Genomic DNA, 19,577 nt, shown 5'->3' with positions numbered 1-19,577 from the left:
CGTGACATTCGGTGAACGGTCCCGGGTCGGCGGCACCCGGGCTGCACTCTTCGGGGGCCACCTCCGCGTGTCGGCGGCGACCCCGCGTGGGCCCTGGGATACAACGCGGACATGTCCCGCACGCACGACTACCGCGGCGCGTTCGGCGCCGACGGGACCCGCATCCGCTCGCGCAAGGAGATCCCGGAGGTCCCCGCCGAGCCCGGGCTCGTGGTGGAGGACCCCGCGACCGGCTTCTGCGGCGCGGTGGTGCGCGTCGACACCCGCGAGGTCACCCTCGAGGACCGGTTCGGCGCGCGCCGCGTGTTCCCGCTGCGGCCCGCCGCCTTCCTGTACGAAGGTCGCCCGGCCACCCTCGTGAAGCCCGCCGCCGCGCCGAAGGGCCCCGCCCGCTCCGCGTCGGGATCGGTGCGGGTGGAGAACCTCACGGCGCGCACCGCCCGGGCGGCCCGGATCTGGGTCGAGGGCATCCACGACGCCGCCCTGCTCGAGACCGTGTGGGGCCACGACCTGCGGGTCGAGGGCATCGTCGTCGAGCCGCTGCACGGGGTGCACGACCTCGCCGCCGCGGTCCGCGAGTTCGGTCCCGCGCCGCACCGCAGGCTCGGGATCCTGGTCGACCACCTCGTCGCGGGCAGCATGGAGACCCGGCAGGCCGCGTCCGTGATGAACGATCTGGCCGCCGCACCGAACGTCCTGGTGACCGGCCATCCGTTCGTCGACGTGTGGGAGGCCGTCAGGCCGGCGGCGGTCGGGATCCGGGCGTGGCCGACGATCCCGCGCGGCACCGACTGGAAGACCGGTGTGTGCCGCGCGCTGCGCTGGGGCGAGCCCGCCGACGGCGCGCGCCGGGTGCTCGGCGCCGTGAGGTCCTTCCGCGACCTGGACTCCTCGCTGATCGGCGCCGTCGAGCAGTTGATCGACTTCGTCACCCAGGAGGGCTGACGGGACCGTTGTGCGACCGAAATGATCGTTTCGGCCACGACGGTCGGTGATCTCTGCCATCCTGGGGTCATGGTTCCGCTGATCTGGTTGATCGCCGGGATCGCCCTGCTCGCCGGCGAGATGCTGGCGGGCGAGTTCGTGCTGCTGATGCTGGGCGGCGGGGCACTCGTCGCGGCGGGTGGCTCGGCGTTGTTCGGCCTCGGCTGGCTGGGCAGCACGCTGCTGTTCGCGATCGCCTCGGTGCTGCTCCTCGCGGGGGTGCGGCCGGTGCTGCGGCGCAAGGCGCAGACGTCGATCGAGGGCTACGTGCACCACACCGACCGGATCGTCGGGGGGACCGCCGTGGTGTCCCGGCGGGTCGACGGGCACGGCGGCCGGGTGCGGATCGGGCCGGACGAGTGGTCGGCCCGCGCCTTCGACGGCGAGCAGGTCATGGAGCCCGGCGAACGGGTCACGGTGGTGCGCATCGAGGGCGCCACCGTGCTCGTGCTCGCCGAGTAAGGGGAAGGGGTATGGAGACGGTGAACGTCGGACTGCTCGTCGTGATCGTGGTGATCGTGCTGTTCGTGATCGTCGCGCTCGTCAAGGCGGTGCTGATCATCCCGCAGGCCACGGCCGCGGTGATCGAGCGGCTGGGCCGGTACAAGACCACGCAGGACCCCGGGCTGGCGTTCCTGGTGCCGTTCGTCGACCGGGTCCGGGAGCGGATCGACCTGCGTGAGCAGGTCGTGTCCTTCCCGCCGCAGCCGGTGATCACGCAGGACAACCTGACGGTGAACATCGACACGGTCGTCTACTTCCGGGTCACGGACCCGAAGTCCGCGGTCTACGAGATCTCGAACTACATCACCGGCGTCGAGCAGATCACCACGACCACGCTGCGCAACGTCGTCGGTGGCATGACGCTGGAGGAGACGCTGACCTCCCGCGACCAGATCAACACGGTGCTGCGCGGTGAGCTCGACGACGCGACCGGTCGGTGGGGCATCCGCGTCGAGCGGGTGGAGATCAAGGCCATCGACCCGCCGCCGTCGATCCAGGAGTCGATGGAGCGGCAGATGAAGGCGGACCGCGAGAAGCGGGCCACCATCCTCACCGCCGAGGGCCAACGCGAGTCGGCGATCCGCAGCGCCGAGGGCCAGAAGCAGGCCCAGATCCTCACCGCGGAGGGGGCCAAGCAGGCGGCGATCCTCAACGCCGAGGCCGAGCGGCAGTCGCAGATCCTGCGGGCCCAGGGTGACCGGGCGTCGCAGTACCTGCGGGCGCAGGGTGAGGCGAAGGCGATCGAGAAGCGCTTCGCGGCGATCAAGGCGGGGCGGCCGACGCCCGAGCTGCTGGCCTACCAGTACCTGCAGACCCTGCCCGAGATGGCCAAGGGCGAGGCGAGCAAGGTCTGGCTGGTGCCGTCGGACTTCGGCAAGGCGCTCGAGGGCTTCACCAAGATGCTCGGCGCGCCCGGCGAGGACGGGGTCTTCAAGTACGCCCCCTCGCCCGACGACGGCGTGCGCTCGGTTCCCGAGGAGGACGAGGAGTCCGTCCGGAACTGGTTCGACACGACCGGCGACCCGGAGATCGCGCGGCAGGTGGCGGCGGCGACGGCCGAGGCCACCCAGGAGGTGCCGCCGATCGGCGAGGCGGCCGCGCACCGCGGGCCGGCCGCGCTGGGCCCGGGCGACGTCGACACCGGGCAGGGCAGCGTCGACACCGGCCAGGGCAGGGTCGACACCGGGCAGGGCAGGGTCGACACCGGGCAGGGCAGGGTCGACACGGGCTCGCGGGGCGCCGACGCGGGCGTGGCGCCCAACGGCGTCCCGGCCCGCGGTGACTGGCACGAGGAGGCCCCGCCCCGCTGACCCGACCCGCTGGATCGCACTGCTGGATCGCACTGCTGGATCGCACTGCTGGATCGCACTGCTGGATCGCACTGTGGAACCGCACTGCGCGGTGGGCTGGTGGACGTGCGCAGTGCGGTTCCACGACGCGACGACGCCCGCTCGAGAGTTGCGTGGCAGTTGCCTCGGTGGTTCCCGACCGCGATCAGGTCAGCGTGAAGCCGTAGGGGAGCTCCAGGCGGTGCCGCTCCAGGAGGGCGCGGTCGCCGAGCAGCTCGCGGGTGGGCCCGTCGGCCACGACCACGCCGTCGTCCAGGATCACGCTGCGGGGGCAGAGCTGCAGGGCGTAGGGCAGGTCGTGGGTGACCATCAGCATGGTCCGGCCCAGCCCGAGGAGCACCTCCGCGAGCTCGCGGCGGGCCACCGGATCGAGGTTCGACGACGGCTCGTCGAGCACCAGGATCTCGGGATCGCAGGCCAGCACCGTGGCCAGCGCGACCCGGCGCCGCTGCCCGCCGGACAGGTGCAGCGGGGAACGGTCGGCGAGCCCGGACATCCCGACCGCCGCCAGCGCCCCGTCGACCCGCTCGACCAGTGCCGGTCCGCTCAGCCCGAAGTTGGCCGGGCCGAAGGCGACGTCCTCGCGGACGGACGGCATGAACAGCTGGTCGTCGGGGTCCTGGAAGACGATCCCGACGCGGCGGCGGATCTCCTGCACGTGGTGTCTGGTCACGGGTAGCCCGGCGACCTCCACGGCACCCTCGCCGGGGGTGAGGATCCCGTTGAGGTGCAGCACCAGCGTGGTCTTGCCCGCGCCGTTGGGGCCGAGCAGCGCGACCCGCTCGCCCGGCTCGATCCGCAGGTCCACGCCGTGCAACGCCTGGTGGCCGTCCGGGTAGGCGTACAGCAGATCGCGCACGAGCAGGGACGGCGGGGTGCGGGCCGCGTCGTCGGCGCCACGCAGCCGTTCGGGGAGGGTCATGCGATCACCCATCCGGTCACGGCGAGCGCCGCGGCGGCGGCGACCGGAGTCAGCCCGGCGACCCAGTCCCGGCGGGTCGTGCGGTTCTCGGTGAGGACCGGCATGGCCCCGGTCCAGCCGCGGGACAGCATCGCCAGGTGCACCCGCTCGCCCCGCTCGTAGGAGCGGATGAACAGCGCGCCGACGCCGCGGGCCGTGGCCCCCACCTGCCAGAGGAACCGCGGGTCGTGCCCGCGGGCGATGCGGGCCAGCCGCATCCGCCGTGCCTCGGCGGCGATGACGTCGACGTAGCGCAGCATGAGCGTGGCGATCGTGGTGACCATCGCCGGGGCGTGCAGGCGCTGGAGCCCTACCAGCAGGTCCCGCATCGGTGTGGTCGCCGCGAGGGTCAGCGAGGTGAGGACCCCGAGCGTGCCCTTGACCAGGATGTTCCACGCCCCGAGCAGGCCGGTCTCGGAGAGGGAGAGCCCCAGCCACTCGATCCGCGGGTCCGGCCCGGTGACCGGCAGCAGCACGGCCAGCACCACGAACGGGAGCTCGATCACCGAGCGGCGCAGGATCCAGCCGACCGGGATCCCGGCCGCGACCCAGACGCCGAGGAGGAGCACCAGGTAGCCCGCGAACACGGGGAAGGCCTCGCGCGGGGTGGCGACCACGCACACGACGCCGAGGAAGGCGGCGACGATCTTCACCTGCGGGGGCAGGCGGTGGACGGGGGAGTCCCGGTGCAGGTGCAGCGGATGCGCGTGGCCCGCGCCCATCTCAGTCGTCCCCCGAGCCGGAGGACCGGGCCGAGCCGGCCGAGCGCGCCGCCGTCCGTCGGCCCAGCAGCCAGAACAACCCGCCCGCGACCCCGAGGGTGACGAGCACACCCACGACACCCGCGATCCCGACCGTGCCGTCGCCGCCGGACACCGAGTAGTCGGCCAACGGCGACCCGGCCGTCGCGTGCTCGCCGGCGTGCTGCGCGATGCACGTGCCGTCGAGCTGCTCGCCGGCCCCGGTCCCGGTGACCTCGCAACCGTGCAGCGCGACCGTGTCCAGCCCGTCGGGGCTCGAGCTGGCGAAGGAGGAGAGCACGCCGGCGACGAGCAGGGCGACCGCCAGGAAGCCGAGGAGGAACCCACGCCGCCCGTTCACGCCGCACCCCCGGCCGTCGGGGCCGACCTGCGGACCAGCGGCGTCCCCGTCCCCCGCAGCAGGTACACGAGGTCCGGCCGGGCGGCGGCGACGGCGCCGACGGTCGCCGCGGTGATCACGCCCTCGCCCACGCCGATCAGTGCGTGCAGGCCGACCATCAGCACGAACACGGTGCCGAGCGACGCCCCGCCGCTGCCGCCGATCGCGTACTGGAGGACGAAGCCCAGCGAGGCGATCACGGTGTTGGCGAACGCGGCGACGAAGGCCGTCGCGATCAGCCCGCCGCGGCTGCTCCGGGCGAACCGGCGCAGCAGCACGGCCACCCCGTACCCGGTGAACACACCGATGAGCGCCATGTTGGTGATGTTGGTGCCGAGCGCGGTGAGCCCGCCGTCGGCGAACAGCAGTGCCTGCACGAGCAGCACGATGGCGATGCACACCGCGCCCACCCACGGCCCGACGAGGATCGCGACGAGGGCGCCGCCGAGCAGGTGCCCGCTCGCCCCCGGGAGGATCGGGAAGTTGATCATCTGCACGGCGAAGACGAACGCCGTGACGAGGCCGGCCATCGGTGCGGTGCGTTCGTCGAGGTCCGCGCGGGCGCGGATCAGACACAGGACGAGGCCGACGACGGCCACGGCCCCGAAGAGGAGCGCGGTCGGTGCGTTCACCAGTCCGTCGCTCATGTGCATGGCGGCGACCATTGGGCGGCCTCCCGGATTCGAGGGGTGCGCCGGGGACGCGGCGCGCACCCATCTCAACGCGTTCGCGTGGCAATCGCAAACAATGTGCGGGAGCGCGGTGGGCGACCCTCCGATCGGAGAGGCCCGAGGCCCGTCGATCAGCCCACGGCGAGGGCCCGCTCCCGCTCCCGCTCGTCGCGCTTCGCCGAGCGCCCCGCCAGCATCGCCAGCCCCGCCCGCCGCATCGCGCCCACCGGGGCGAGGGCCGCACCGAGCAGCCGGTCGACCGCACGGACCTCGTAGGCCGGGGAGTCGCCGAGCTCGGCGACGATCGCCGTGTGCTCGCCGCGCACCCGCTCGGCATAGCCCGGCTGCCGCGGCGAACCCGTGATGCGCACGGCGGCGAGCGGCTCGGGCCTGCCGAGGAAGTCGCCGTGGTGCAGCAGGCGCAGCCAGCAGTCCAGGTCGAGCAGCTCGTCCCGGCGGCCGCGCCAGCCACCGGCCGCCGCGAAGCTCTCCCGGCGGAAGGTGACGTTGCACGCGTCGCCGACGAGGTTGCTCCGGCTGCGGACGATCTTGCGGGCGACCTCGTCCCCGCTGCGGGTGCCGATCAGCCCGTTCAGCCCCCGGCGGGGGACCAGGACCCGGCTCTTGTCGTCGACGACGTGCCGGCGGGCTGCGACGAGCGTGAGGCCCGGATCGTCGAGCAGCGGCTGGGCCTGCAGCTCGAGACAGCGGGGGTGGAGGACGTCGCCGTCCGTGACGGTCTTCACCAGCGGTGCGCGGCCCAGCCAGATCGCGCGGTTGCGGGCCTCGGCGCGCGGGAGCCGTTCGGCCGTGCGCTCGACCCGGACGCGGGGGTCGGCGAAGGACCGCATGATCTCGTGGGTCGCGTCGGTGCTCCCGTTGTCGAGGAGCACGAGCTCGAACTCGGGCTCGGTCTGCTCCAGCACCGAGCCGATCGTCTCGGCGAGGTGACGCTCGCCGTCCGTGACGGCCGCGACCACGGAGACGGTGGCCTGGTAGCCGCCCGGGAAGCCGGCCGCGGTCACCGGGCGCCCGGTTCCCGCTGCTCCGCCGCGTGCGCGCGGCGGTCCGTGGTGACCATGGCGGGCACTCTACCGAGCACCCCGGACGGGCCCCGGTCGGCGGCGTGTTCGCACCGTCCGTAAGGTTCGGGCCGTGAACCGGAGCAGGCTCGGGCCCGCGGAATGTTGCGGAGCGCGGCGGCCCAGGACACGAACGGGGGGCGGCGCGGGGCGTGTGCGCGCGGTCGGGGGAACGCCCCGTCACGTAACGCATCGACGATGCCGACAGATAAGCGAAGCGATGACGAAGCACCGGGTGACATCTCGACCTGCAGGAGTCGGGCGCCGACACAGCGGCGTGACAACCCAGGACGTGCGACGAGGGGGAGACTGCGATGCAGCGCAGTGACGGGCCCAGCGACCGGCCGGCCGATCGGCTGAGCGAGCTGCGCAGGGTTCGACGCACCGAGGATCCGACCGTGTCCGTGGTGGTGCCCACCCGGAACGAGGCCCGCAACCTGCAGGTGGTGCTGCCGGCCATCGCGGCCGTGCGGCCCGCGGTCCACGAGGTGATCGTCGTCGACGGCAACTCCGTCGACGGCACCGTCGAGACCGCGCGGCGCGTGCTGCCGTGGGTCCGCGTCGTGGAGCAGACGCGCAAGGGCAAGGGCAACGCGATGGCGTGCGGGTTCGCCGCCGCCACCGGCGACATCGTCGTGATGTTCGACGCGGACGGCTCGGCCGACCCGGCCGAGATCCCGGCGTTCGTCGCGGCTCTGAAGGCCGGCGCCGACTTCGCCAAGGGCAGCCGCTTCACCCGCGGCGGCGGCAGCGACGACATCACGCTCCTGCGCCGGACCGGCAACGCCGGCCTCAACGGCGTCGCCAACGTGCTGTTCGGCACCCGGCACTCGGATCTCTGCTACGGCTACAACGCCTTCTGGGCCGACCTGTTGCCCCTGCTGGAACTGCCGGCGGTGGACGCTCCCGCACCGGACGACGGGTCGATGCTCTGGGGCGACGGCTTCGAGATCGAGACGGTCCTCGCCTGCCGGGTGGCCGCGGCCGGCCTGCGGGTCACCGAGGTGCCCTCCTACGAGCGCGAGCGCCTCTTCGGCGACACCAACCTGCGGACCTTCGCCGACGGCACCCGGGTCCTGCGCACCCTCGCCGCCGAGCGCCGGCGGGCCGTCCACCAGCATCGTGCGGAGCCACCGGCGGTGGCGGCTCCCACGCCCCCGGCGGCCCCGGCGGCCCCGACCGCCCCGGCGGCGGCGCGCTACGGCACGTCGCTCGACGGTGCCCTCCCGGTCAACGGTCCCGCGTACGCGGGTCACGGGCAGAACGGCTTCGGCGGCCGGAACGGTTCCGGTGTGCTCCACGGCCACCCGGGCCCGAACGGTGCCGGCGAGGACGCCGGGCAGAACGGCCACGCCGTCCGCAACGGACACGGCAACGGGCACGCGAACGGCCGGGGCCCCGCGACCGCTGACACGCTGCCGGTCCCCCCGACCTCCGAGCCGGTCGAGGTGATCGCGCCGGCCGCGCCCGCGACCACGGCGACGCCCCCGCCCCGCCCCTCGCCGCGCCCGGGCAACCGTTCGGCGGGCGAGCGTCCCGCGTCCCCGCGGGCGGCAGCGCAGCGCGAGGCGCTCGACGCGCGGTACGCCCTCGAGGAGGAGGCCTCCTGAGGGGGCGCCTCCTGCAGATCACCGGCGCCCGGCATACTCCTGTCGGGCGCCGGGGTTTGTCGGGCGCCGGGTGGTGCGTGGCGGGGCCTGCGCGCACCGGCGCGCCCCGCGCCGAGCAGGGGAACGGTGTCGACCGCGGACCGTCCACCACGGACCGGGAACGGCGGAGGAACGGAGTGACGCGGTGAGCATGCCCTCCGCGGCGGAACTGACGCGCGCCCGCACCGCGCGCCGCGGTGTCGCGCTGATGCTCGTCGTCGCCGGGGTGGCGGCCTGCGCCCTGAGCCTGCTGGACGTGGCCGGCGGCGTGGTCGGCGACGTCCGCCTCTTCATCACCATCGGCTTCCTGCTGCTGGGCCCGGGCTGGGCGGCAGCCGGCTTCCTCCGTCGCGCGCCCGCGGCGCACGTGTGGCTGCTGACGGTCGGCGTCGGCATCGCGACGACCCTCCTGGCCGCCCAGGTCATGGTCAGTGCCGTGTGGTGGCACCCCGACCTGATGCTCTACATCGTCACCGGCATCAGCATCCCGTTCCTGCTCCGGCACGCGGTGGTCGCCCAGTGACCACACAGGACACCCGCAGCGGGGGGAGCGCGAACGACGGGGCCCCCGCGGCGCCGGCCGGCACGGCCCGGCGTGCCGACCCCGAGGCCACCCAGGTCCTGCGGCCCGTCGGGCCGGTCGCGGCGGACGGTCCGGACGGGACCGACCCGCCCACGACGGCCCTGCCGGTCGTCCCGCGGCCGGGGACGTCGGCCGAGCCGGGCCCGCCCGCCGAGCCGTCGTGGCTCGAGCGGAACCGGGTGGTGATCGATCGCTGGCTCGCCCCGGCCCTCGCCGTGCTCGCCCTGGCCATGCTGCCGCTCGCGGTCGTCACCACCGACCTCGCGGAGCTCGACGGCTGGGGGCTGGCCAAGGTGCTCGGCCTCCCCGGGTGGCTGGCCCTGCTCTTCGCGATCGGCTCCTGCCTGTCCGAGCTGTACGCCCGGCGGCCGCGCATCCCGATGCTGGGGTTCGCCACCGGCGTGCTGATCCTCTGCTCCACCGGCATGCCGTCGGTGGTCCAGCCCGCCGCCCGGTTCGGCACCGCCTGGACCATCGCCGGGTTCGTGGACGCGGTGGCGGTCGCCAACGGCGTCCCGCCGCAGGGTCTCGACGCGCGGTTCTCGTGGCCCGCCTTCTTCGCCCAGTGGGCCTGGTTCCGCCAGGCCGGCGGCGCGGACCAGCTCGACGAGGTGCTGCGGTGGTTCCCGCCCGCCGTCGTCACGGTCTGGGCGATCGGCATCTACGCGCTGGCCCGCTCGATGCTGGGCGGCACCCGCGCTCCGTGGGCCGCGGCGTGGCTGTTCGTCGGCCTGAACTGGATCGAGCAGGACTACTTCTCGCCGCAGGCCACCGGCATCTGCCTGCTGCTGACGGTGCTCACCTTCGCCCTCGGGCCGTTGGCCACCCGCCGGACGGACCCGAGCGGCGTGCCCGGGTGGCCGGCCCCGCACCGCGGCGCCCGGCGCCTGCCGCTGCTCCACCGCTGGCTGGTGTCGGGCATGACGCCGCCGAACCGGCCGACACTGCCCCCGCGACAGTTGCTGCTCGTCTACTTCTGCGCGGCGCTGTGCATCCTCGCCGTGATCCCGGCGCACCAGCTCACCCCGTTCGCGATCCTCGGCCAGCTCTTCCTGCTCGCCGTGGTCGGCCGCTACCGGGGTCGCGGGCTCGTGCTCGTCGGGATGGTCGGCGTGATCCTGTTCATCCTGATCGCGGCGCGGCCCATCTGGACCAACCAGATCACGCTGTTCATCGGGGCGGGCGACACGGGTGCCGCGCTCCAGGAGGGCGTGGCCGACCGGCTCACCGGCGACACCGGGCAGCTCGTCGGCAAGTACGGCCGCGTGCTCGTCGCCGGGTTCTCCTACCTGCTGGGCATGGTGGGTGCGTGGGTGTACTGGCGGCGCCGGCGGGACCTCGTGCCGATCGGGCTCGCCCTGGTCCCGATGGGCTTCGCCGCGCAGGGCTACGGCAGCGAGGGCTTCCTGCGGATCCTGCTGTTCGGTCTGCCGATCCTCACGATCCTCGGCGCGGACTTCCTGCGCTGGACGGTGCGCAAGCGGGCGTGGATGCGCCCGGTGCTGGCGGTCGGGATGGTCGCCCTGTTCGGCACGCTGGTTCTCATCCGCGGGGGGAACGACTCCTACCAGGTCGTCTACCCCGAGGACGCCGCGATGTACCGGAGCGTCGTCGCGACGACGCCCCCCGGCCAGAACGTCATCCCGGTCTCCGACCCCGGCCCGTTCGCGATCGAGGGCCTCACCCTCTTCGGCCGCGGCGGCGGGGTGCCGGGCTGCGGCCGGATCGGCGTCTCGGACGACCCGATCGGCTGCACGGCGGCGGTGTCGCCGGACGTCATCGTCAACTTCGGGTCGATCGAGGCCCAGGGCGTGTACCTGTACGGCAAGCCGCACGGCTGGTCCCTGGACTACGCGAACACGCTGGTCCAGCAGGGCGGGTACTACTTCTGGTACCAGAGCCCGGACGACCCGTACGACTACGTGCTGCGCAAGGTCGGGGTGCCGGTGCTCCCGGACGGCAGCGCCGGGAGGCCCGGATGAACCTCGACCCGGCGTTCGACAAGTGGGTGTGGCTGTCGTTCCTCGGCCTGCTCGTCGTGCTCGGTGTCCGCGCCTGGTCGGTGGAGAGCAGCAGCGGGCGGCTCGGGCGCACGCCCGCCCGCGTGCGGGCGCTCACCGTCGCCTCGGTGGGAATGCTCGCCGTCGTGGTCACGCTGCTCGCCGTGCAGGGCGGGCAACAGGTCCTCCACTCGGTCCTGACCCGCACGGACCCCGTCACCGGGCTGCCGCTGGACGAGCCGCGACAGCCCGCCCCCGCCCCCGCGGACCCGAACGCCCCCGCGGACCCGAACGCCCCCGCGGCCGACCCCAACACGAACCCGAACGCACCCGCCGCGGGAGGCGCGCCCTGACCTGACTCGGGGCCGTGCATTTCACCGCGATATCGTGGCCGCCGCTGCCGTTCGGCCGTCCGGACCCCGACCCGGACCGCCGCACTGCGGGGGGCAGGCACGCAGCGTTCCAGGAGGAGGGCTCAACACCTCATGTCGGACAAGGTCTACGACTTCGTGGTGGTCGGCGGCGGTGCCGCCGGCTGCGTGCTGGCCAACCGGCTCAGCGCCGATCCCGCACACCGGGTGCTCCTGCTCGAGGCCGGCAAGTCGGACCCGTTCTGGGACGTCTTCACCCACATGCCGGCGGCGATGGGGCTGGCGATCGCCAGCCGGAGCCACAACTGGCACTACGTCTCCGAGCCCGAGCCGTTCATGCAGAATCGCCGCATGGACCTGCCCCGGGGCAAGCTGCTCGGCGGCTCCGGCTCGATCAACGCCATGACCTACGTGCGCGGGCACCCGGCGAACTTCGACCAGTGGGCCGCGGTCGTCGGAGACCAGGCCTGGGACTTCGCGCACGTGCTGCCGTACTTCAAGAAGATCGAGGACTCGGTGACCTTCGGGGGCAACGAGTACCGCGGTCGCGGCGGGCTGCAGACGGTCCAGCGCGCCCCGGCGGACCACCCGCTGTTCGCGCTGTTCTTCGAGGCGGCGCAGCAGGCCGGGTACAACCTCACCGCCGACCTCAACGGCGCGGTGCAGGAGGGCTTCGCGGCCTTCGACCGCAACATCCGGCGGGGCCGGCGGCAGTCGTCGTCGCAGGCGTACCTGCACCCGGTCCTGGGGCGGCCGAACCTCGAGGTGCGCACCCGCGCGCTCGCCACGCAGGTCGTGTTCTCCGGGACCCGCGCGGTCGGGGTGACCTTCCGGGCCGCCGGCGGCCGCGAGGAGATCGTCCGGGCCAAGGAGGTCGTGCTGTCCGGCGGCGCCTTCAACACCCCGCAGCTGCTGCAGCTGTCGGGGGTGGGCCGCGCCGAGGAGCTCGAGGCCGTGGGCGTCGCCCCGGTGCACGACCTCCGCGGGGTGGGGCACAACCTCGAGGACCACCTCGCCGTGCAGGTCCAGCACCGGTGCACCGAGCCCATCTCCATGGTGCACATGAAGGACAAGAAGAACTGGCCGAAGATGGGTCTGCAGTGGCTCGCCGGCCGGGGACCCGCCGGGAGCAACCTGTTCGAGGCCGCGGGCTTCATCCGCAGCAACGAGGACATGGAGTTCCCCGACGTGATCGTCGGGTTCGCCCCGATGGCGATGGCCTTCGACGAGAAGCGGATCGTCGAGGGGCACGGCTACCAGGTGCACGTCGGGACGATGGCCGCGCGCTCCCGCGGCAGTGTCACCCTCCGCTCGGCCGATCCGGCCGTGCAGCCGCGGATCATCTTCAACTACCTGGACAACCAGCGGGACCGCGACGACTGGGTCAAGGCGATCCGGATCGCGCGCGACATCCTGGCCCAGCCGGCCTTCTCCGGGGTCGACGGCGGCGAGGTCGTCCCCGGGCCGGAGTTCCGGACGGACGAGGAGATCCTCGACTGGATCTCGCACACCGCGCAGACCGGGTTGCACCCCACCGGCAGCGCCCGGATGGGGCGGTCGGCCGACGACGTCGTGGATCCCGCCAGCCTGCGGGTGCACGGTCTCGAGGGCCTCCGGGTGGTGGACGCGTCGATCTTCCCGACGGTGACCAACACCCAGACCTACGCGCCGACCCTGATGGTGGCCGAGAAGGCGTCGGACGTCATCCTCGGCAACACCCCGCTGGAGCCGGTGCGCCTCGCCCGGCCGCAGGTCGTCACGCAGGCCCGGCCCGCCGCCGCGGAGGGCGTCGGCGCCCCGGCCGGCTCGGCCTGATCCGTACGGGCGTGGCCCGAGGGGCACGCGCACCGTCGACGAACCACGAAGGAGAAGCATGGAGCTGCCGGGGCGGGCGCCGGCCTGGGTCGGCCAGGTCGAGCGGCGGACGGACGGCGCGGACGCACTGGACCTGTCGGTGGACCCCCGCTACCTGGCCGCCCGGCTGCTGGTCACGACGGGTGGGTCACCCAGCGGGTTGATCACCGTCGGCCTCACCGGAGGTCGCGCCACGACGTCGACGGTCCGGGCCGCGATCGAGGCGCAGCTGGGCCCGGACACGGGGGAGGAGGCGCCCGCGCTGCCCCGCTCGGTCGAACCGCTGACCGTGGTGATCGCGACCCGGGACCGGGCGGAGAGCCTGCGGACCAGCCTCGCCGCCGTCGTCGCGGGGGACCACCCGGCCGTCACCGTGATCGTGGTCGACAACGACCCGCCGGACGAGAGCACCCGCCTGGTCGCCGAGGAGTTCGCGGACCGTGGGGTGGTGTACGTCCGCGAGCGACGCCGCGGCCTGTCGGTCGGCCGCAACCGGGGGCTGCGTGAGGCCGTGACCCGGCTGGTCGCCTTCACCGACGACGACACCGAGGTGGACCGGCGGTGGGCGAGCCGCATCGCCGCCGTGTTCGCCTCCGAGCAGGACCTGGCCTGCCTCAGCGGTCCCGTGATCGGCGCCCGGCTGGAGACCGAGGACGAGCTGGCCGCCGAGCGTGCGCTGGTGTGGAACCGGGGCTTCGCGGCACGCCGTTACTCGCTGGCCGACCCGCCCGCGGACTCGGCGATCTTCCCCTTCTCGCCGGGTCTGTTCGGGATCGGCGCCAACTTCGCGGTGCGGGCCGACGTCGCGCGCGCGGTGGGCGGCTTCGACGAGGCCCTCGGTGCGGGCGCCCCGACCCGTGGCGGTGAGGACTGCGAGTTCATGGTCCGGCTGGTCCTGGCCGGGCACCGGGTCGGCTACGAGCCGGGCGCCTTCGTCTGGCACCACCACCGGTCGTCGCCGGAGGAGCTGCGCCGCCAGCTGCGCGGCTACTCGATGGGCCTCGGCGCCTTCCTCACCAAGATCGCCCTCGACCCGCGGGCGGGCGCGATGGCCGCCAGGCGGCTGCCGGCCGCGGTCGCGCAGTTCCGGCAGATCGGGACGCGCGAGGCCACGGCGGGCGAGGGCGTGGCGGCGGGCAACCTGGGGGAGCGGCTGGCCTGGATCGTCGACGGCGGCTCGGCGTACGTCCGCGGCCGCCGGGCGACCCGTCGGGTCGGCGGCCGGGTGCCCCGCCTCTCCCCGTTGCGCTCGAACGTGGACTCCCACGTCACGTCCGAGCGGTGAGGTCGTTGGACTCGACGACGGGACGGTCCGGGGGGTGCTCTACAGTTCCCGACTGTCCGCTTTGTCCGTTCTGAGCTCGTCCGATCTGCCCGAGGAGTCCCAGTGTCCGAACCGTCCGGATCCGGTGGCGGCGGTGCCCCCACCATCGAACCGTCCGGGTCCGGTGACGAGCCTCCCCCCGAGCGTGGGATGTCGCGCCGCACCGGCCTGATCCTCGGTGGCGTCGCCGTGGTGGCCGTGATCGCGCTGATCGCCGTGCTCGTCGGCCGTCCGTCGTCGGACTCGGGCACCACCGGGGGTGGCGGCACCGCCTCGGAGGCCCCCGCGCCCACCTCCCCGCGGACCGAGAGCGCGGGCGCCGACACCAGCGCGGCCACCCTGCTCGGCTGGGGCGAGCCGAGCCGGGTCGACGAGTTCGACGGACCCCGCCAGCCCGGGTGGGACATCTACCGGGGCCGGGGACACGACGGCAACGGCCGCCGCACGGCCGACGCGATCAGCGTCCGCGACGGGATCCTCACCATCACGGGGGACTCCGAGGGCAACACCGGCGGCCTCGCGCTCAACCCGGGCCAGATGTACGGGCGCTGGGAGGGCCGGGTGAAGCTGCCCGCGAGCGACCCCACCTACCACGCCCTGCTGCTGCTGTGGCCGGACGAGGAGAACTGGCCCGAGGGCGGCGAGGTCGACTTCATGGAGGCGACCTCGGGGGATCGGCAGAACGTGAACTCGTTCCTGCACTACGGCGAGGACAACAAGCAGATCGAGCACAGCGTGGACGTCGACGCCACCGAGTGGCACAACTGGGCCGTGGAGTGGACCCCCGACCACGTGATCGGCTACCTCGACGGGCGCGAGTGGTACCGCATCGAGGACAAGGACACGCTGCCGCCGGGCCCGATGCACCTGTGCATCCAGCTCGACTGGTTCCCCGAGGACGGCGACCCGGGCGACGTGCAGCCCTCCGAGATGCAGGTGGACTGGATCAAGGAGTACAAGGTCGACGCCTGAGTAGCGGGACACCCGCCGGCCGGTGCCCCCGTCGTGGGGACACCGGCCGGTGTCGTTCCGGGGTCCTCAGCCGCGCGGCCGGACCGCAGGCATCCTGAGCGTCTTGGCGTTGGCGATGTCGATGCTGCCGGTGTCGGTGTCGATGTCCGGGTCGAACCAGTCCGGGACCGGGCCGGCGATGCCGGGCGCGATGCGCTCCGAGCTGTTGAAGGCGTCCGGCTTGACCCGCCCGGCGGCCCGGCTCGCGAACCAGGCGCCCACGGCGGCGACCGTGCGCGCCACCTCGGCGCGACTCGGCCGGACGTGCTCGGTGAGGGCCTTCTGGTACCACTCCATCTGTACCCGCAGCGCGTGCTCCAGGCTGTAGTGCCGGCGCACGAGCTCGAGGGCGAACGCGGCGTTCTCCTTGCGGCGCACCTGGTCCTCGAGCAGCGTGCGCAGCTCGCGGACCAGGGTGTCCTCGCCGGTGCCGCCGCCGCCGATGCCGTAGAAGCCGCGCCAGCGGAACAGCCGGGCGGACTCGCGGTCGAGGATCTGGAAGTAGCCGCGCTCGCCCTGCACGATGCAGGGCTTGCCGAAGGCCATGGCGCGCAGGATCGAGCCGCCCATGCCGAGCGCGATGTCGGCCGCGGCGTAGGCCGGCCGCGGGTCGACGCGCAGCCCGGGCAACAGGACGACCTCGCGGCCGGCGCGCGCGTTCGTCGCGTCCGCCAGGGCACGCAGCTCCGGCATGGCGGGCCCGTCACCGACCAGGACCAGGCGGAGCCGGTGGTGCGGCGGGATCCGCCCGGCCGCGCGGATGGCCGTCTCCAGGCCCTCCTGCTTGAGCGCCCGGGCGAACCGGCTCACGGCGATGACGGCGATCTCGTCCGGCGCGATGCCGAGCTCGGCGCGGAAGGCGTCGCCGCCGGGGTAGTCCGGGTACTGGCCGACCGTGTCCGTCGGGATCTCCAGCACGCCGATGGAGCCGCTGCGCTCGCGGGTCTCCATGGCGATCAGCGGGCCGCAGACCTGCAGCGGGACGGAGCCGGGCATGAAGTCCGGCACCGACATGCTGTTGATGGTCATGGTCATCGGCACGTCGTCGAGGCGGTGCGGCCCGAGGAAGGCGAGCAGCGACGGGGTGAGCTCGTAGGCGTGGATCAGGTCCGGCCGCACGCGCCGCGACAGGTCCCGGAGGCGCCTGTAGGCGGCCCGTGCGGTGGGCGCGATGTTGTCCGGGACGAGCTCCTCGATCGGCTCGAACGGCAGCCCCTTCTCCCGGAGGACCTCCTCGAGGACGCCGGGCGGCCCGGCGAGCACGACCTCGTGCCCCAGGTCCCGGGCGCCCACGGCCAGGTCCACCGAGTTGCGCTGGCTGCCGCCGATGTCCAGGTTGTGCAGGACGACGAGCAGGCGCAGCGGCCGGTCCGTGGGCCAGCGGTTCGCGCGGGGAGCGCTGTGCGCGTTCACTCCTGGGTCTCCCTCGTGGGTGGCAGAGGCCGTCCGTCAGGACGGGCGCCGGCCCGCTCCGGTCGCCAGCCCGGCGACGGGGGTCGGCTCGGTCGGGGGGTCGGACCGGTCGGCGGGGTCGTCCGGGTCGTCGGGGTGGGACGTCCGGCCCGACTCCTCCTCGACGGCGGCGCGGCGCAGGGCCCGGATGTAGCGCAGGAGCGGGACGGCGACGACGAGCGCCGTGACGGCCTGGGCGAGGAGGAACGCCAGGCCGGCGCCGCCGATGCCCATGCGGTCCATGAGCACCACCGCCAGCCCGATGACCAGGGCCGCGGTGAACACCTCCAGCACCACGACGCGACCCATCTGGTTGCGCAGCCGGGAGGTGTTGATGAAGTTCATGTTGATGATCGTGAACGGGATGGCGAGCACGGCGTAGCGCAGCACCCAGGTGCCCTGGTCGGAGTAGGAGTCGCCGAGCACCGACAGCACCCACGGGGCGAGGAGGAACAGCGCCGGCACGCCGAGGCCGCCGATGAGGTAGCTCAGCCGGAAGGTGCGCTTCATCAGCGCCCACTGCTGGCGCCGGTCGTGACTGGCCTCCACGACGTACGAGGAGCTGATGTTCCAGATCAGCACGCTGAACGACTCGGCGATCAACCACGGCAGCGCGTAGTAGGCGTTGGCCTCGGTGCCCAGCCGCGCGACCACGAGCAGCGGCAGCACCAACGGGATGATCACCGTGACGGCACCGGTGGCGTACTCGGCCAGGAAGATCGACAGCAGCCCGCGCCGGTCCGGCATCGGCGGGGTGCCCTCGCCGGGCGGCGGGACGCGGGGGAGCAGGCGCAGGAAGAGGATCGGCGAGATCACCAGCTGCAGTGCGATGATCGGGAGGGCCCAGGCGACGAGGATGCCCTTCTCGAACGCGAGGTTCGCGAAGAGGATCAGCAGCCCCATCTTCCCGAGCGCGAACAGCAGCTGTTCGAGCGGGATCCAGGTGGAGCGGCGCAGCCCGGTGAGCACCCAGTCCTGCAGCGTGGACAGTGCCAGCAGCGCGACGAGCAGTGGGAACCCCGCCCGGTCCCAGAAGGTCGGGAACAGCTCGTCGTGCGGGAAGAAGACGAGGAAGCCGGCGCCGAGCAGCAGCGCGATGGCGGTCGCGACCGCGTAGCCGCCCACGACGAGCCTGCGCGCCTTCGGGCCGGCCGAGGCCAGCACGCGGCCGAAGAGCAGCCCGACGTTCGATGCCGCGACCTGCGACAGCATCGTGGCGGTCGACAGGATCGCCGACGACCGGCCGACCTCGGCGGCGGGCAGCCGGGCGGCGATCGCCCAGAAGCCGAGCCCGACGAGGGCGGTGATGCCGGTGGCGGCCATGAGCGCGAAGGCGTTGAGCTCCAGACTCGGGAGCAGCCGGCGGCGCGTGCGGGGCGGCTCGTCGGCCGCGGCCTCGGCCTCGGGGAGCTCGGCCGTGTCGGGGCCCGGCTCCTCGGAGGTCGCGGCCTCGCCGGCGGGCGCGGCCTCACCGGTGCTCGCGGGGGGCGCGTCGGCCTCCGGCACCGCAGTGGTGCGGAGGCCGACGGTCTCGAGGGCGGCGTTCTCGGCCGTGCCCGGCGCAGGGACCTGCACGGCGGCGAACCGCTCGGTGGGGGGATCGGCGTACGGATCGGCGCCCGGACCGGTGATCCGGGTGAGCGGCACGCCCGCGGCGGATCGGCCCGGGTCGCCCACGAACCGCTCGTCGCCGCGCACCGGACCCCTGTCTCGCTCCACTACCGCAGTACCCCGTCCGACGTGTCCGTGCCGCGCGCCCCGGCGGGCGCTGGTCGCCGCTCCTCATCCCGGTCTCCGGAGCCTAATGGTCGACTCGCGGGCACCGGTCCGGGGGTGTAACCTGCGCGATTCGCCCGGCCCGGATCGAGCCGGCCCCGCGTCGTCCATCGACTGCACCACGCAACGCGTTACGCGGCGAGCCCGCACCGTCACCGGATCGGCCGCGGGGCCCCGGTCCGCGCGGCTATCGTCGGCGCCGCACACGACGGACGACGGGCGGGAGCGCGCATGACCGGCACCACGACGGGCAGCACGACCGGGGTGCGGGTACACCCGCAGGGCCTCTGCGAGAGCACGGAGGTCGGCGAGGGCACCCGGGTGTGGGCCTTCGCGCACGTCCTGCCCGGCGCCCGGGTCGGCCGGGACTGCAACATCTGCGACTGCGCCTTCGTCGAGGACGGGGCGGTGCTCGGCGACAACGTCACCGTCAAGAACGGCACCCTCGTCTTCTCCGGCGTGACCTGCGAGGACGACGTGTTCCTCGGCCCGAACGTGCTGTTCACCAACGACCTGCGCCCGCGCGCGGCGGTCAAGCGCGGGCCGGAGGCCCTGCTGCCCACCGTGGTCCGGCGCGGTGCGACCCTCGGGGCCGGCGCGGTCGTGGTGTGCGGCACGGAGATCGGCGAGCACGCCTTCGCCGCGGCCGGCGCGGTCGTCACCCGCTCGGTTCCCGCCCACGCCTTCGTCGCCGGCAACCCGGCGCGGGTGAAGGGCTGGGTGTGCGTCTGCGGCGAACGGCTCGGCGAGGACCTGCGGTGTCCCGAGTGCGGCACCGCCCACGAGCGGGCCGGGGAGGGCCTGCGCGTCCGCGCCCCACGGCCCCGTCGCTAGAGTCCGGCGGCGGGAGAGTCCACCGGGGACCG

At 73.9% G+C, this 19,577-nt stretch carries 18 protein-coding genes; 11 read left to right on the top strand and 7 right to left on the bottom strand.

What is annotated here, in order from left to right; translation table 11 throughout:
• The first annotated feature begins 111 nt into the window (after positions 1–111).
• From ACL02T_RS14265 to ACL02T_RS14255, 3 genes are all read left to right on the top strand, one after another.
• Complete coding sequence (locus tag ACL02T_RS14265) at positions 112–945, top strand: DUF3097 domain-containing protein (RefSeq protein WP_412831176.1); 834 nt, start codon at positions 112–114, stop codon at positions 943–945.
• 69 nt (positions 946–1,014) lie between these two features.
• Entirely contained in the window at positions 1,015–1,446 is a 432-nt protein-coding gene (locus tag ACL02T_RS14260; protein WP_412831175.1) for an NfeD family protein, read from the top strand.
• Positions 1,447–1,457: 11 nt separating this feature from the next.
• Positions 1,458–2,798, top strand: coding sequence for an SPFH domain-containing protein (locus ACL02T_RS14255; RefSeq protein WP_412831174.1), 1,341 nt, complete (start codon positions 1,458–1,460; stop codon positions 2,796–2,798).
• A 184-nt stretch (positions 2,799–2,982) separates the two neighbouring features.
• On the opposite strand, the gene ACL02T_RS14250 is transcribed toward ACL02T_RS14255, so the two are convergent.
• The 5 genes from ACL02T_RS14250 to ACL02T_RS14230 form a co-directional block, all read right to left on the bottom strand.
• The gene (locus ACL02T_RS14250) at positions 2,983–3,759 is read right to left on the bottom strand and encodes an energy-coupling factor ABC transporter ATP-binding protein (protein WP_412831173.1); all 777 of its coding nucleotides are present in this window, start codon (positions 3,757–3,759) and stop codon (positions 2,983–2,985) included.
• Positions 3,756–4,520, bottom strand: coding sequence for a cobalt ECF transporter T component CbiQ (gene cbiQ / locus ACL02T_RS14245; protein WP_412831172.1), 765 nt, complete (start codon positions 4,518–4,520; stop codon positions 3,756–3,758). The genes ACL02T_RS14250 and cbiQ overlap by 4 nt, the downstream gene beginning before the upstream one ends.
• A gap of 1 nt (position 4,521) precedes the next feature.
• On the bottom strand, positions 4,522–4,899 hold the full coding sequence (locus tag ACL02T_RS14240; protein WP_412831171.1) for a PDGLE domain-containing protein: 378 nt from the start codon (positions 4,897–4,899) through the stop codon (positions 4,522–4,524).
• Complete coding sequence (locus tag ACL02T_RS14235; RefSeq protein WP_412831170.1) at positions 4,896–5,585, bottom strand: energy-coupling factor ABC transporter permease; 690 nt, start codon at positions 5,583–5,585, stop codon at positions 4,896–4,898. The genes ACL02T_RS14240 and ACL02T_RS14235 overlap by 4 nt, the downstream gene beginning before the upstream one ends.
• A 155-nt stretch (positions 5,586–5,740) precedes the next feature.
• Entirely contained in the window at positions 5,741–6,634 is an 894-nt protein-coding gene (locus ACL02T_RS14230) for a glycosyltransferase family 2 protein (protein WP_412831169.1), read from the bottom strand.
• Positions 6,635–7,005: 371 nt separating this feature from the next.
• Here ACL02T_RS14230 and ACL02T_RS14225 point away from each other — a divergent pair, with 371 nt between their 5' ends.
• The 7 genes from ACL02T_RS14225 to ACL02T_RS14195 all read left to right on the top strand — a co-directional run bounded on the left by ACL02T_RS14225 (position 7,006) and on the right by ACL02T_RS14195 (position 15,444).
• Positions 7,006–8,301, top strand: coding sequence for a glycosyltransferase family 2 protein (locus tag ACL02T_RS14225; RefSeq protein ID WP_412831168.1), 1,296 nt, complete (start codon positions 7,006–7,008; stop codon positions 8,299–8,301).
• 184 nt (positions 8,302–8,485) lie between these two features.
• On the top strand, positions 8,486–8,863 hold the full coding sequence (locus tag ACL02T_RS14220; protein WP_412831167.1) for a hypothetical protein: 378 nt from the start codon (positions 8,486–8,488) through the stop codon (positions 8,861–8,863).
• Positions 8,860–10,905 (top strand): hypothetical protein, encoded by a 2,046-nt coding sequence (locus tag ACL02T_RS14215; protein WP_412831166.1) that lies wholly within the window; start codon positions 8,860–8,862, stop codon positions 10,903–10,905. Before ACL02T_RS14220 ends, ACL02T_RS14215 begins: the two co-directional genes overlap by 4 nt.
• A complete protein-coding gene (locus ACL02T_RS14210) occupies positions 10,902–11,276 on the top strand; it encodes a hypothetical protein (protein ID WP_412831165.1) in 375 nt (124 codons plus the stop codon). The genes ACL02T_RS14215 and ACL02T_RS14210 overlap by 4 nt, the downstream gene beginning before the upstream one ends.
• 132 nt (positions 11,277–11,408) lie before the next feature.
• On the top strand, positions 11,409–13,109 hold the full coding sequence (locus ACL02T_RS14205; protein WP_412831164.1) for a choline dehydrogenase: 1,701 nt from the start codon (positions 11,409–11,411) through the stop codon (positions 13,107–13,109).
• 58 nt (positions 13,110–13,167) lie between these two features.
• Entirely contained in the window at positions 13,168–14,433 is a 1,266-nt protein-coding gene (locus ACL02T_RS14200; RefSeq protein ID WP_412831163.1) for a glycosyltransferase, read from the top strand.
• Positions 14,434–14,622: 189 nt separating this feature from the next.
• The gene (locus ACL02T_RS14195) at positions 14,623–15,444 is read left to right on the top strand and encodes a glycoside hydrolase family 16 protein (RefSeq protein ID WP_412831162.1); all 822 of its coding nucleotides are present in this window, start codon (positions 14,623–14,625) and stop codon (positions 15,442–15,444) included.
• Between the two features lie 66 nt (positions 15,445–15,510).
• Here ACL02T_RS14195 and ACL02T_RS14190 read toward each other — a convergent pair whose 3' ends face one another.
• Together ACL02T_RS14190 and ACL02T_RS14185 are read right to left on the bottom strand one after the other, a co-directional pair.
• Positions 15,511–16,896, bottom strand: a complete 1,386-nt coding sequence (locus ACL02T_RS14190) for a glycosyltransferase family 4 protein (protein WP_412831161.1) — start codon at positions 16,894–16,896, stop codon at positions 15,511–15,513.
• Between the two features lie 36 nt (positions 16,897–16,932).
• Positions 16,933–18,633 carry a lipopolysaccharide biosynthesis protein gene (locus ACL02T_RS14185; RefSeq protein WP_412831160.1) on the bottom strand — a complete coding sequence of 567 codons (1,701 nt, stop codon included), beginning with the start codon at positions 18,631–18,633 and terminating at the stop codon, positions 16,933–16,935.
• 309 nt (positions 18,634–18,942) lie between these two features.
• Here ACL02T_RS14185 and ACL02T_RS14180 point away from each other — a divergent pair, with 309 nt between their 5' ends.
• Positions 18,943–19,545: an acyltransferase gene (locus ACL02T_RS14180; RefSeq protein ID WP_412831159.1), complete on the top strand. Its 603-nt coding sequence runs from the start codon at positions 18,943–18,945 to the stop codon at positions 19,543–19,545.
• Positions 19,546–19,577: the final 32 nt, after the last annotated feature.

The sequence above is a fragment of the Pseudonocardia oceanicola genome, from assembly GCF_047200735.1.
Lineage (GTDB): Bacteria > Actinomycetota > Actinomycetes > Mycobacteriales > Pseudonocardiaceae > Pseudonocardia.
Note: the sequence above shows the minus strand (reverse complement) of the source record. Positions and strands in the feature narration are given on the sequence as shown.